This is a genomic window from Aquisalinus flavus (assembly GCF_014640095.1).
GTDB lineage: Bacteria > Pseudomonadota > Alphaproteobacteria > Caulobacterales > Parvularculaceae > Aquisalinus > Aquisalinus flavus.
This window is the reverse complement of sequence record NZ_BMGH01000001.1, coordinates 2,870,381-2,883,282: the sequence shown is the minus strand read 5'-3', so window position 1 is coordinate 2,883,282 and position 12,902 is coordinate 2,870,381. Positions and strand designations below refer to the sequence as shown.

At 61.9% G+C, this 12,902-nt stretch carries 10 protein-coding genes; 4 read left to right on the top strand and 6 right to left on the bottom strand.

Going from position 1 to position 12,902, the window contains the following annotated elements; all coding sequences use genetic code 11:
• Window positions 1-2: 2 nt before the first annotated feature.
• The 3 genes from polA to IEV88_RS13265 all read right to left on the bottom strand — a co-directional run bounded on the left by polA (window position 3) and on the right by IEV88_RS13265 (window position 4,259).
• Window positions 3-2,837 (bottom strand): DNA polymerase I, encoded by a 2,835-nt coding sequence (gene polA / locus IEV88_RS13275; RefSeq protein WP_188157981.1) that lies wholly within the window; start codon window positions 2,835-2,837, stop codon window positions 3-5.
• Window positions 2,838-2,921: 84 nt separating this feature from the next.
• A complete protein-coding gene (locus tag IEV88_RS13270) occupies window positions 2,922-3,386 on the bottom strand; it encodes an AAC(3)-I family aminoglycoside N-acetyltransferase (protein WP_188157982.1) in 465 nt (154 codons plus the stop codon).
• 9 nt (window positions 3,387-3,395) lie between these two features.
• On the bottom strand, window positions 3,396-4,259 hold the full coding sequence (locus tag IEV88_RS13265) for a pirin family protein (RefSeq protein ID WP_188157983.1): 864 nt from the start codon (window positions 4,257-4,259) through the stop codon (window positions 3,396-3,398).
• A 141-nt stretch (window positions 4,260-4,400) separates the two neighbouring features.
• Here IEV88_RS13265 and IEV88_RS13260 point away from each other — a divergent pair, with 141 nt between their 5' ends.
• Complete coding sequence (locus tag IEV88_RS13260; RefSeq protein ID WP_188157984.1) at window positions 4,401-4,910, top strand: hypothetical protein; 510 nt, start codon at window positions 4,401-4,403, stop codon at window positions 4,908-4,910.
• A gap of 9 nt (window positions 4,911-4,919) precedes the next feature.
• Here IEV88_RS13260 and IEV88_RS13255 read toward each other — a convergent pair whose 3' ends face one another.
• Together IEV88_RS13255 and IEV88_RS13250 are read right to left on the bottom strand one after the other, a co-directional pair.
• A complete protein-coding gene (locus IEV88_RS13255) occupies window positions 4,920-6,230 on the bottom strand; it encodes a polyhydroxyalkanoate depolymerase (protein ID WP_188157985.1) in 1,311 nt (436 codons plus the stop codon).
• Window positions 6,231-6,367: 137 nt separating this feature from the next.
• Window positions 6,368-6,979 (bottom strand): SCO family protein, encoded by a 612-nt coding sequence (locus IEV88_RS13250; RefSeq protein ID WP_188157986.1) that lies wholly within the window; start codon window positions 6,977-6,979, stop codon window positions 6,368-6,370.
• A 127-nt stretch (window positions 6,980-7,106) separates the two neighbouring features.
• Here IEV88_RS13250 and IEV88_RS13245 point away from each other — a divergent pair, with 127 nt between their 5' ends.
• From IEV88_RS13245 to IEV88_RS13235, 3 genes are all read left to right on the top strand, one after another.
• Window positions 7,107-8,480: an ActS/PrrB/RegB family redox-sensitive histidine kinase gene (locus tag IEV88_RS13245; protein WP_188157987.1), complete on the top strand. Its 1,374-nt coding sequence runs from the start codon at window positions 7,107-7,109 to the stop codon at window positions 8,478-8,480.
• Window positions 8,481-8,507: 27 nt separating this feature from the next.
• Window positions 8,508-9,071 (top strand): ActR/PrrA/RegA family redox response regulator transcription factor, encoded by a 564-nt coding sequence (locus IEV88_RS13240; protein ID WP_188157988.1) that lies wholly within the window; start codon window positions 8,508-8,510, stop codon window positions 9,069-9,071.
• 169 nt (window positions 9,072-9,240) lie between these two features.
• Complete coding sequence (locus IEV88_RS13235) at window positions 9,241-12,003, top strand: M16 family metallopeptidase (protein ID WP_188157989.1); 2,763 nt, start codon at window positions 9,241-9,243, stop codon at window positions 12,001-12,003.
• A gap of 401 nt (window positions 12,004-12,404) precedes the next feature.
• On the opposite strand, the gene IEV88_RS13230 is transcribed toward IEV88_RS13235, so the two are convergent.
• Window positions 12,405-12,878, bottom strand: coding sequence for an MmcB family DNA repair protein (locus IEV88_RS13230; protein ID WP_229731477.1), 474 nt, complete (start codon window positions 12,876-12,878; stop codon window positions 12,405-12,407).
• Between the last annotated feature and the right edge of the window lie 24 nt (window positions 12,879-12,902).

Sequence of the window (12,902 nt, the reverse complement as noted above, 5' to 3'; positions counted from 1 at the left end):
GCCTAATGCGCTTCGTCCCAGTTTAGCCCGGTGCCGGTTTCGACCACCAGCGGTACGCTGATTTTCAGCACAGGGTCGCAGGCGGTTTCCATCACCCGCTTGACCAGTGCCCGCGTGTCATCGGCCTCGCCTGCCGGGCATTCGAAGATCAGCTCGTCATGCACCTGCAGCAGCATTCTCGCCGATAGCCCTGACTGTTCCAGTGCCGCCGGCATGCGGATCATGGCGCGGCGGATGATGTCAGCGGCAGAGCCCTGGATCGGCGCGTTGATCGCCTGGCGTTCGGCATAGGCGCGCTGGGCCGGTATCTTCGCCTTGATGTTCGGCGTATGGGTCTTGCTCCCGAACACGGTCTCGACATAGCCATGGGCCATGGCCGTCTTCTTCGTGTCGTCCATATACTGACGGATACCGGGGAACTTCTCGAAATAGGCGTCGATATAGTCCTTCGCCTCGCCGCGCGGGATGCCGAGCTGGTTGGCGAGCCCGAAGGCCGAAATGCCGTAGATGATGCCGAAATTGATCGCCTTGGCCTTGCGCCGGACCATCGGATCCATGCCCTCGATCGGCACGCCGAACATTTCCGATGCGGTCATCGCATGGATATCGATGCCATCGGAGAAGGCCTGCTTCAGGGACGTGATGTCGGCGATATGGGCCAGCAAACGCAGCTCGATCTGGCTATAGTCGGCAGAGACGAGGACATGGCCCTCCTCGGCGATGAAGGCGGTGCGGATCTTGCGCCCGTCCTCCGTCCGTATCGGGATATTCTGCAGATTCGGGTCGTTCGATGACAGGCGTCCGGTCGTGGTCGACGCCAGCGAATAGCTGGTATGGACCCGGCCGGTTTCCTCGTTGAGATCCTTTTGCAGCGCATCGGTATAGGTGCCGACGAGCTTTGACAGCTGGCGCCAGCTGACGATCTCCCGCGCGATCTCATAGCCCTGTGCGGCGAGGTCATCGAGCACGTCGGCGCTGGTCGACCACGCGCCGGTCTTGGTCTTCTTGCCGCCGGGCAGGCCCATCTGGCCGAACAGGATATCGGAAATCTGTTTCGGGCTGCCGAGATTGAAGTCGTCGCCTGCCAGCTCGCGCGCCGCCGCCTCGTGGGCGCCCATGCGCTGGTTGAATTCCGACGACAGGCGCGAGAGCACGTCGCAATCGACCTTCACGCCTTCGCGTTCCATCGCAGAAATGATCGCGGGCATGGGACGTTCCAGCGTCTCGTAGAGCGTGGTCATCCGCTCCCTGACGAGACGCGGCTTCAGCGCCTGCCACAGGCGGAAGGTGACGTCCGCATCTTCCGCGGCATAGGGCGCGGCTTCCCGGATGACCAGCTCGTTGAAGGTCTTCTGCTTCTTGCCGGTGCCGGCAATGTCGGTGAACTTGATGCAGGTGTGACCGAGATGCCGGTCACCCAGCTCGTCCATGCCATGGCCGTTGAGACCGCAATCGAGGGCGTAGGAGATCAGCATCGTGTCGTCGATCGGCGCGACGTCGATGCCATAGCGCGACAGCAGCAGCATGTCATATTTGAAGTTCTGGCCGATCTTCAGTACGCTGTCATCCTCCAGCACCGGCTTGAGAATCGCCAGCGCCTCGTTCAGCTTGATCTGTTTGCCGACATCCTCGTCATCGAAAGCCAGCCCGTCACCGCCATGGCCGAGCGGCACGTAACAGGCCTCACCCGGGCCGGTCGACAGGCACACGCCGACAAGCCTTGCCGTCATGCAGTCGAGCCCGGTCGTTTCGGTATCGACGGCGAGATGGCCGCGCGCGCGGGCCCGTTCCATCCAGTCGCGCAGGCGCTCCGCCGAGAAAACCGTCTCATAGGCGCTCCGGTCGACGGGTTTTGCATCGGGCGCAGGCGCCGCAACGGGGGCGGACGGTTCAGGCACATCAGCGCCGGCCTGATCGGCCTTGGCCCGGACCCGTTTCGTCAGTGTCGTGAATTCCATCTCCTCGAGATATCCGATCAGCCGGGCATGGTCGAAGGGCGTGACGACGAACTCGTCTATCGTGGCCTCGATCGGCACATTGCATTCCAGCGTGACGAGCTTCTTCGACAGCCGCGCATTGTCGGCATGCTCGATCAGGCTCTCGCGGCGCTTGTTCTGCTTGATGGTTCCGGCGTTCTCCAGAAGATTTTCCAGCGTGCCGAATTCCTCCAGCAGCTGTGCCGCCGTCTTCGGCCCGATGCCGGGCACGCCGGGTACATTGTCGACGGAATCGCCGATCAGCGCCTGCATGTCGATCATCTTGTCGGGGCCGACGCCGAATTTCTCGATTACCTCGTCGACGCCGATGCGGCGCGATTTCATCGTATCATACATGATCGTATGCTCACCGATCAGCTGCATCAGATCCTTGTCGGAGGAGATGATGATTGTCTCCGCCTCGACCTGTTCGGCCTGGCGCGCATAGGTGCAGATCAGGTCATCGGCCTCATAGCCCTGCATCTCGATACAGGGCAGGCCGAAGGCACGCACGGCGTCGCGGATCATGGCGAATTGCGGCTTCAGGTCATCGGGCGGCTCGTCGCGATTGGCCTTGTACTCCGTGTACATCTCGTTGCGGAAGGTCTCGGAGGAATGGTCGAAGATGACCGCGAAATGGGTCGGCGTACCCATTTCCTTTACCGCGTCGTCATTCACATCGGCGAGCAGCTTCCACAGCATGTTGCAGAAGCCGGACACGGCGCCGACCGGCGCGCCATCCGACTTGCGCGTCAGCGGCGGCAGGGCGTGATAGGCGCGAAAGATATAAGCGGACCCGTCGATCAGATAGAGACGGTCGCCCTTCTTGAGGGCTGCTTTTTGCGGTGTTTTTCCGGACATGGGCGGTCTGTTTCCTCTGGTCAGACAGACATAGACGGCCCTGCCCCAAGTCGCAACAAGGTGGCGCCTCTACCAGCCCCGGGTCTATTCAGCGCGCGGCTCGATGTCGAAATGCAGGACTTCCTCACGCGCACCGAGGCTTTCATAGAGCGCGATGGCGGGGTCGTCGCCATGGTCGGCCTGGACGAAGATCACCCAGGCCCCGCGCGCCGCGGCGATCTCCTGCAGCCGCCCGATCAGCGCCGTCGCCACGCCCTGGCGGCGATGGGCTTCATCTACGGCGAGATCATAGATATAGATCTCGCTGCGGGCCTGTTCGAATTTCTGCAGCTCATAGGCGGCGAGCCCGCCAATGATGCGGTCGCCCTGCGTTGCAGCAAGGGCGAAGAAGGTTTCGGAAGCCAGCAGCCGGGTCAGATAGGCATCGTCTGGCTGGGCGCCTTCATAGGTGTCCGGTTCCTCGAACGCCGTGCCGAAAACGCCGAGCAGTTCCCGGAAAGCCGGGATATCGGTGTCACGCAGGCGGGCGATGTCGAAGGGCGCGGTCATGGGCGAGGCCTAGAGGTTCAGCGGCTGGCGGTCGAACTTGCCGGCCTGATAGTCGCGGATCGCCTCGTTGATCTCCTGATGGGTGTTCATCACGAAGGGCCCGTGGGCGACGACCGGCTCGCCGATCTTGTCGGCATGGCCGAACAGAAAGCGGCAATCGCTCTTCGCAGTCAGCGTCACCTGGTCACCATCGCCGTTGAACTCGACGAGATACCATTCCTTGATCTCGGTGCCCGCGACCTCGGCATTGCCGGAGACCATGTAGAAGAAGATGTTGCGCGCCGCGGGGGCCGGCAGGGTGACGCTCGCGCCGTCCTTCAGATCGACCCATGACATGAACACGCCGGTCAGCGAGTCGACGGGTCCCGCCTGACCATCGAAATCGCCGGAGACGAGATGGAGGGTGCCATCGCCATCGGCCACCGGCACATGGGGGATGCCATCGGCCTGCACGCCGGTATAGCGCGGCTCGGTCATTTTCAGCTTCGAGGGCAGATTGACCCAGAGCTGCAGGATTTCCATGTCTCCGCCGTCGCGCTTGAAGGCGGCGGGCGACAACTCGGCATGGACGAGGCCGGAGCCCGCTGTCATCCACTGCACGCCGCCGGCCTCGATGATGCTTTCATGGCCGCCTGTGTCGTGATGGGCGAGAGAGCCGTCAAGAATGAAGGTCACCGTCTCGAAGCCGCGATGGGGGTGCGGGCCGAACGGCAGGCCGTTATTGTTCGGCTTGTAGGTCTGGGGACCGTGATGGTTGAGAAACAGGAACGGGTCGACCTGCGAGACCTTCTGGCCCGGCAGTGGGCGGCGGGTGACAAGGTCGGCGATGTCGTCGCGATCGGACGGATATTGGCGGGCGATGGTGCGGGTCATGAGCAGGTCTTTCCTGTTGTCCTATCAACAAGATAACCTGTGATGAGGGCTTTGCCACCTGTGGCGGCCCGCAAGATAGTGTTGTAAATTCCTGAAGGATGAGGAGACTGGATCAGTGAAATGCAACCGGGGCGATCACTGATGCACAAACTGGAGGGTAAATTTCTACGCCTGCATCCGGCATTCCTGCTGGCATATTTTGTTGCAGTTATCCTGCTCACTTTTTCGTCAAGACTAGGCGATCTCGATAATCAATCCATAGGCATGGCGATGCTGCAGCGTGCCCTTTTGGTTCCGATCTGGTGTTATCCATTTGTGTTCACTGACTACTTTTCAGCCAGTTCAGCAACACGCTTTTTCAATCGAACGCTATTCATCATTTTGATGTGTGCGATCCCGATGACATTGCTTGCTCCGGTTTTCCTGGACATGGCCCAAGCGAAACTGGTCCAGTTCTATCTGGATGGCGTTATTCTGATAACACAGGTCGGTCTGGTCATTTTGGCAGCTGGCGTCTTGAACGCTCGTGAAACTGCCCCCCCGAACAATGTCGCAAGACAGTTTTTCTACGCCCTCTGCTTTGCCTTCCCGTATCTTGGAGCTTTTGCGATCAGACCGAAGGCGTTGTCGCTCATGGACAATCAGGATTAGATCGAAGCATCACTCCGCCGCGATGGCTGCAGCGGACTTGTCTTTGAGAAACTCTTTCTCCTGAGCTTCGTCGAAATGGGCCTTGATGAAGCCTGCCAGTTTCGGCTGGATCTGGTCGCGCCATTTGGAGCCGTTGAAGACGCCGTAATGGCCGACGCCCGGCTGGACATAGTCAATCTTGTCCTCCGCCGGAATGCCCGTACACAGATCATGCGCGGCCTGGGTCTGGCCGATGCCGGAGATGTCGTCCAGCTCGCCCTCGACCGTCATCAGCGCGACGTCGGTGATCAGGTCAGGCCGCACGGTCTCGCCTTGATGGATCAACAGGCCGGTCGGCAGGCGGTATTCCTGGAACACGTCGCGGATCGTCTGGAGGTAGAACTCCTCGGTCATGTCGCACACGGACAGATATTCGTCGTAGAACGTCGCGTGCCGGTCGGCGCTCTCGTCATCGCCCTTCACCAGGTTCTGGAAATACTCGTAGTGCGCGTCGACATGGCGCTCTGAATTCATCGACATGAACGACATCAACTGCAGGAAGCCCGGATAGACGCGGCGCAGGAAGCCCGCATAGGGCGCCGGCACGGTCTGGATCATGTTCTGCTCGAACCATTCGAAGGGCTGTTCCTCGGCGAGCAGGTTGGTGACGGTCGGCGATTTGCGCGCATCGATGGGCGAGCCCATGAAGGTCATGGTCGATGGCAGGTTCGGATCGTCGGTCGCGCTCATATGGGCGATCGCGGCGAGCAGCGGCGGACCCGGCTGACAGACCGCCATGGTGTGCGCTTTCGGCCCGATCACGCCCATGAAGTCGATCAGATAGTCGATGAAATCGTTGAGGTCGAAGCGGCCGGCGGCGAGCGGCACATTGCGCGCATCGGCCCAGTCGGTGATGTAGACATCATGCTCCAGCATCATCTGCAGGACGGTGCCGCGCAGCAGGGTCGCATAGTGGCCGGACATCGGCGCGACGATCATCACCCGCGGCTGTACGGGGGCTTCATCGGCCTTGTGGGCCCTGGCCAGCGCAGCCTCGTCGCGGCGGAAATGGATGAGATTGCCGAAGCATTTGCGGCGGACGATCTCGATCGTCACCGGCACATCGACGCCATTGATCTCGACGGAGTCAAAACCCCATTCAGGCTTGCCGTAGCGGCGCGTCATGCTCTCGAACAGGTCGAGGGACGCAGCGGCGGTGCGGCCGATCCAGTTATTGGCGGCCGGATTGAACGGCGATTTCCAGAATTGGGCGCTAAGCTCGGCAGCGGCGCGAAAGGGCGTCAACGCCGTGTGGCCAAGTTCGTAGGCAGTATAGAGCATGTAGCCTCGCAAGTCCGTTCCAGCCGATCAGTTCGGCCGCGGAGACGGAGCCTATAATGAAATTCCTTAAAATCCAAGGTACTGTTATATTATTCAGATACCGCTAGCAGACAGAACATTGTCCAGCGCACAATGGTTCATGATATCCACAATCTTAAAACTGATGCAATATCCTGCGGAGCCATCGAAGTTTCAAGCGCGAGAACGGGCGTGCCTTCGTCGTCGAGCACATAGAACAGGTCCTGGTGGTTCATCGTATATTCCAGCGCCGAGTCTTCCAGCTCGACCCGGGCGGCATAGACCTTCATGCTCTTGCGCGCCGCTTCGGCCGTTTCTGGAGTGCCGGTCAGGCCGAGAATCCGGTCGTCAAAGGCCAGATGCGCCTTGAGGACTTCCGGGGTGTCGCGCTCGGGATCGACAGTGATGAACAGCGGCTGGACATTCTCCGCGTCATTGCCCATGGCATCGAGGCTGGCCGACATCACCGACAACGCCGCCGGGCAGACATCGGGACAACTGGCAAAGCCGTAATAGGCGAATATCGGCTTGCCCTCGAAGCGCTCGTCGCTCGCCGGGGCGCCATCATGGTCGACCAGGTCAAACTCGCCCTCGAACGCATCCGACAACTCGATCACGCCCGGATTGTTCAGCGGGTTCTCCTGCGAACAGCCGCCGATGCCCGCGAGCATGACGACAGTGGCAGCGAGCAAGCCGAGCTTGCCGGTTTTTGCGGGACGGGGTGGCAACATATCCAATTATCCTCGTTGACGAATTCTGCTTTATGTAGGGCCGGTATAACCCGGTCGTAAGATAGCGGGCAAAAATTGACCACCCGCGCGGCCGATTTGCCGCAGTGCACAGAGGGAAAAAGACACCATGGCGATCACGCCACCGCCACAGCCGGTCAGCTATATGGGCCGTTACCTGCGCCTGCGCACGCTGACCAATCTGCGCTGGATGGGCGCGGCCGGGCAGATGGTGACGATCCTGATCGTCTATTTCTTCCTTGGCTTCCACCTGCCCCTCGGCTGGTGCCTCGCTGCCATCGCCGCCAGCCTGTGGCTGAACCTGTTCACCGTGCTGCGCACCGAAAGCGGCGCGACGCTGAGCCCGCTCGAAGCCGCCGGTCACCTGGCCTTCGACCTCGTCCAGCTTGCCATCGTGCTGTTCCTGACCGGCGGGCTGTCGAACCCGTTTGCCGTGCTGATCCTTGCCCCGGCGACGATCGCGGCGAGCGTGCTGCCGCGCAAATTCGCGTGGAGCCTGCTCGGCCTTGCCTTCGTGCTGATGAGCCTGCTCGCCCTGTTTCATCTCGACCTGCCCTGGCGTGAGGGCACGGAGGTGGTGCTGCCGCGGCTCTACGCCATCGGGGTGTGGATCTCTCTGGTCATCGCCCTCGGCTTCCTCGCCATCTATGCCCGCCAGGTCGCGGCGGAGCATTCGAAGATGACCAATGCGCTTGCGGCGACGCAAATGGTGCTGGCGCGCGAAGAGCAGGTCTCCGCCCTTGGCGGGCTTGCCGCCGCTGCCGCCCACGAACTGGGCACGCCGCTGGCGACGATCCAGCTCACCGCCAAGGAAATGGCGGCGGAGCTGGAAGATCATGACTTGAGGGAAGATGCGCTGCTGGTCGTCGCGCAGGCGCGGCGCTGCCGCGATATCCTGACCCGGCTGTCGGACGATGCCGCCGCCGGCGATGCCCGTCACGACAACATGTCCCTGCGCGCCCTGATCGAGGAGGCGGCGGCGCCGTTTACCGAGTTTGGCGGCGTGCGGATTGAGCTTTCCCTGCGCGGTCCCGACCCGGACATGCCTGATATTGAGGGGCTCAAGCGCCGCCCTGAGCTGATCTATGGACTCCGGAACATTATCGAGAATGCGGTGAAATATGCGCGGGGGTCGGTGACCGTCGAGGCACGCTGGTCCGAGCGCGACCTGTCGATCTGCATCCTTGACGATGGCGAGGGGTTTTCCTCGGAAATGCTGTCCCGTCTGGGCGAGCCCTATCTCGCCCGTGGATCGGAGCGCCGCAACACTGCCCGCCGCCATGACGGCACGGTCGAGCGGGACGGGCTCGGCCTCGGTTTCTTCATCGCCAAGACCCTGCTGGAGCGCACCGGCGCCCGGATCGGCCATGGCAACCGCCCGCGCCGCACCGAGGAAACCGCCGAGACTGCGCCAAAAGGCGCATGGGTGCGGCTGGACTGGCCGCTGGCTAATCTGAAAAATTCGCCTAAATCAGGCCTATAAGGACCGCAGGAACAAGAAACGACAATCATGAGCGATACGCCACAAACCACCGATATACCGACCGACCCGCAGAAAAGCCTGCTGATCGTCGATGACGACATGCCCTTCCGCACCCGTTTGGGCCGGGCGATGGAAAAGCGCGGCTATGCCGTGACCCTGGCCGAAGGCGTCGAAGAGGCCAAGGCGATCCTGCGCAGGGAGGCCCCGGCCTATGCCGTTGTCGATCTGCGGCTGGAGGACGGTGACGGGATCGAGCTTGTCAACCTGATCCACGATATCCGCGAGGATTGCCGCGCCGTGATCCTGACCGGCTATGGCAATATCACGACTGCCGTTGCTGCAGTGAAAGCCGGCGCCATCGACTATCTCGCCAAGCCCGCCGATGCCGATGACGTGGAAAAGGCGCTGCTCGCCCCGCCGGGCCAGATGCCGGAGCCGCCGGAAAACCCGATGTCCGCCGACCGGGTGCGCTGGGAACATATCCAGCGGGTCTACGAGCTGTGCGACCACAATGTCTCGGAAACCGCCCGCCGCCTTGGCATGCACCGCCGCACCCTGCAGCGGATCCTTGCGAAGCGTGCGCCGCATTAGCGGCAAGAACGCGCTTTTGTCGCCTGCCTCGCGGCCATCGACCCGATGGTGCCGTAGGGCAGCTGCCGCACTTAATGAACTTTCCGACAGGTTCAAACGGCCCGCTTGACCTGTGTCCCGCTCTCCGCGTTCTATCTTTTTAGTATTCACTACAGAGGTAACGCACAGCATGAAGAATATCCCCCTTCGCGGACCCGTTCGCGGGCTATTGGCCGCCGCTGCCGCCAGCGTCGTCGCCGCGCTTCCGGCTTTCGCCCAGACGGAGGTCGAACTCGATTATGAGCAGTTCATCCTCGATAACGGCCTGACCGTCGTCGTCCATGAGGACCGCAAGGCGCCGGTCGTCGCGATCCAGGTCATGTATGGCGTCGGGTCCAAGGACGAGCCTGCAGGCAAGACAGGTTTCGCGCACCTGTTCGAGCACCTGATGTTCAACGGGTCGGAGAATTTCGACAAGGATTTCTTCTTTGCCCTGAAGGAAATGGGCGCGACCCAGTATAACGGCACGACCAATACCGACCGCACCAATTACTATCAGACCGTGCCCGTCGGCGCGCTGGAACAGATCCTGTTCCTGGAATCCGACCGCATGGGTCATCTGCTCGGCGCAGTGACGCAAGAAAAGCTCGATAACCAGATCGGCGTCGTGCAGAACGAGAAACGCCAGCGCGAAGGCGCGCCCTATGGCACGGTTTTCGAGAAAATCTTCGCGGGCGTCTATCCGGCCGACCATCCCTATCATCACTCCGTCATCGGATCGATGGAGGACCTTGAGGCCGCCTCGCTCGAAGACGTCAAGCAGTGGTTCCGCGATTATTACGGTGCGGCCAATGCCGTTCTGGTGCTCGCCGGTGACATCGACGCCGCCGAGGCCCGCCCGCTGGTCGAGAAATATTTCGGCGATATCGAGGCCGGCCCGCCGCTGACCAAGCCGGAAGTCAACGAAGTGCGCATGGACCGCATCAAGCGCGTGACCATGGTCGACCGCGTCGCCAAGCCGCGCGTCTATCGCGTCTGGCCAGCGCCGCGCACGGGTACGGCGGAATCGCCTGTCCTCGACCTGATGACCCGCGCGGTCGGCTCCGGCAAGACATCGCGCCTGTATCGCGAGCTGGTCGATGAGCGCCAGCTCGCCAATGGCGTTTCCATGTTCTATTACGAGCAGCTCCTGTCCGGCCTCGTCATCCTGTCGGTCGACGCGAAATCCGAAGAGGATCTCGACGAGATCAACGACGTGATCGACGCCGAGCTGAACGAATTCCTGCGCAAGGGTCCGACAGCGGACGAACTCGACCGTGCCAAGACGATCTATGCCTCCGGCGAGATCCGCGGCCTGGAAGAAGTTGCCGGCAAGGCCTCGACGCTGGCCCGCGGGGCGCTGTTCCTCGGCGATCCGGATTTCTATGTCGAGGAGAACCTCGACAGGCTGATGGCAGCCTCGCCCGAGGAGGTGCTGGATGTCAGCCGGCGCTGGATCACACCGGCCTATTTCGAGCTGACCGTGCTGCCCTATCCCGACTACTCCACCAGCGCCGGCGTCGACCGCTCCGCCGGCCTGCCGCCCATCGGCGCGCCGGGCGAGGTCAGCTTCCCGGAGATCACGACATCGACCCTGTCAAACGGGATCGAAGTCGTCATCGCGCCGCGTCCGACCGTGCCGGTCGTGCAACTCGCCCTGCGTTTCGATGCAGGCTCGGCCAGCGACATGGTCGTCCTGCCGGGTAACGAGACGGGCCTGCCCGGTATTTCCGCCGGTGTGATGAGCCTGCTCGACGAGGGCACTGAGAATTACTCAGCCCAGGAACTGGCGGAGAGAAAAGAGAGCCTCGGTGCGATCCTCAACCTCTATAGCGGCGATGACGACAACCGCATCTATCTGTCGGCGCTGAAACAGAACCTCGATGAAAGCCTCGACCTGATGGCCGAAGTGACCTTCAATGCCACCTTCCCTGCCGAGGAAGTCGAAAAGATGCGCAAGCGCCAGATCGACGGCGTGTTGCAGGAAAAGGCGGATGGCCCGTCGCTGGCGATCCGCGCGATCTACCCGGCCGTCTATGGCGAGGACCACCCCTATACCAACCCGGCGACGATCGACGAGGCAATCGCGGCGATCAATGCGATCGAGCGCGAGGACATGGTTGCCTGGCGCGACGCCTGGCTGCAGCCGGGCAAGGCAAAGCTGTTCGTCACCGGCGATACGACGGCGGCGGAAATCCTGCCCAAGCTTGAAGCCACCTTCGGCGACTGGCAGGGCAGCGGCACGGCACCGGACAAGACCATGCCGCAGGTCGCCCTGCCGGATGCACCCCGGGTGATCGTCATCGACAAGCCGGCCTCGCAACAATCCGTCATCGTCGCAAGCATCCTGATGGATCCCACCGGGACCGATCAGGACACGGCCATCGCTGCGATGAACGATATCTTCGGTGGCAGCTTCCTGTCGCGCCTCAACATGAACCTGCGTGAGGACAAGGGCTGGTCATACGGCGTGCGCACGCTGGCGCCGGACCGGGTCGGACAGCGTCCCTTCACTTTCTACGCGCCGGTCCAGACCGATCAGACCGCTGCCTCGATCGCAGAGATCAAGGCCGAAATCGCCGCCATCCTGGGCGACGAACCGGTCAGCCAGGAAGAGCTGGATCGCGTCATCGCCGATCAGGTCGGCAGCCTGCCCGGGGCCTTCGAGGCGGCAGATACCGTATTGTTCAGCATGATGAGCAATGACGAATATGGCCGCCCTTATGACTACGCGACGGGCCGCGCCGAACGGTTCCAGGCGTTGACCACAGATCAGGTCACCGCCACGGCAAGCGGCATCATCCAGCCCGACCGCCTGACATGGGTCATCGTCGGCGACTGGTCGCAGATCCAGGACGAGGTCGAGGCGCTGGACCTCGGCCCGATCGAGGTGCGGTCAACCACATCGCGCTGACCTTTCGAGATCAGCCTACGGAGAAAATAAAAAGCGCCCCGGACCGGGGCGCTTTTTACTTGCAGGGATGCAGGTCTGAAACCTTGAATTGATCACAGAACATAACACGGTGCGGGCGAGGGGGGGGGTTAGGCGGCAGCGTCCCGAAGAAAGTTCATTTCGGGGGAGAGAGTGAACCTCTTTACGCCAAAGCGTAAGGACGCTGCCATGGCGCGATCATAGTCATGTAACCGTCGCGCTGGCAATAGCGAGCGCTCACTATTCGGTGCTTTTGCGATGAATAGTGCGTAAGCGGCCCGTTGTTGTGCACCACAGGATTGTCTCGACTGTGATCCCCATACGGACATCTGGCAGACAGCCGGCATCCCCAAGTAAAAACCGGTCAGGAAAGGCGGCAGTCTTTACGGTGTCAACCGGAAGGCCGCCTGGCGGGCAAAGCGCAGGGTCAGCGCCTTGCGCCGCGCGCCGGACAGCGAACGCTCTGCCGCGTCGGTGACGATGGCGCCGCCATAGGCATCGGCAATGATGCGTCCCTCGCCAGCCGGCAGAACGCTGGCCGGAAAGTTGGTGCCGGTGGCGAAATAGAACTGGTCACAGAACTCCAGATAGGACGGCCATTTCGCGTCTGCCGCAAAATCCTCGCGGCAGGATTTGACTTCGACGATCACGATGCGCCCCTTCCGGCTGAGTCCCGCGAGGTCCGCACGCCGGCCATTGGGCAGGGTCAGTTCAGGCACAAGGGCGAAACCCATGTCCGTCAACAGCCGCGCCGCGCCGCGCGTGATCGCCATCGTCGTGTCGGGACGCGCAGCGCTCTGCGCGCCCGCTGCGGGCACGACAGCATCGGCCGCAGCCATCCAGTTGAAAGAGGCCATGTCGTTCTTCATTTGTTCACTAAA

Excerpts from the sequence above, each read along its gene's own strand:
- polA (WP_188157981.1), bottom strand. The coding sequence starts at position 2,837 with ATGTCCGGAAAAACACCGCAAAAAGCAGCCCTCAAGAAGGGCGACCGT.
- IEV88_RS13270 (WP_188157982.1), bottom strand. The coding sequence starts at position 3,386 with ATGACCGCGCCCTTCGACATCGCCCGCCTGCGTGACACCGATATCCCG.
- IEV88_RS13265 (WP_188157983.1), bottom strand. The coding sequence starts at position 4,259 with ATGACCCGCACCATCGCCCGCCAATATCCGTCCGATCGCGACGACATC.
- IEV88_RS13260 (WP_188157984.1), top strand. The coding sequence starts at position 4,401 with ATGCACAAACTGGAGGGTAAATTTCTACGCCTGCATCCGGCATTCCTG.
- IEV88_RS13255 (WP_188157985.1), bottom strand. The coding sequence starts at position 6,230 with ATGCTCTATACTGCCTACGAACTTGGCCACACGGCGTTGACGCCCTTT.
- IEV88_RS13250 (WP_188157986.1), bottom strand. The coding sequence starts at position 6,979 with ATGTTGCCACCCCGTCCCGCAAAAACCGGCAAGCTCGGCTTGCTCGCT.
- IEV88_RS13245 (WP_188157987.1), top strand. The coding sequence starts at position 7,107 with ATGGCGATCACGCCACCGCCACAGCCGGTCAGCTATATGGGCCGTTAC.
- IEV88_RS13240 (WP_188157988.1), top strand. The coding sequence starts at position 8,508 with ATGAGCGATACGCCACAAACCACCGATATACCGACCGACCCGCAGAAA.
- IEV88_RS13235 (WP_188157989.1), top strand. The coding sequence starts at position 9,241 with ATGAAGAATATCCCCCTTCGCGGACCCGTTCGCGGGCTATTGGCCGCC.
- IEV88_RS13230 (WP_229731477.1), bottom strand. The coding sequence starts at position 12,878 with ATGGCCTCTTTCAACTGGATGGCTGCGGCCGATGCTGTCGTGCCCGCA.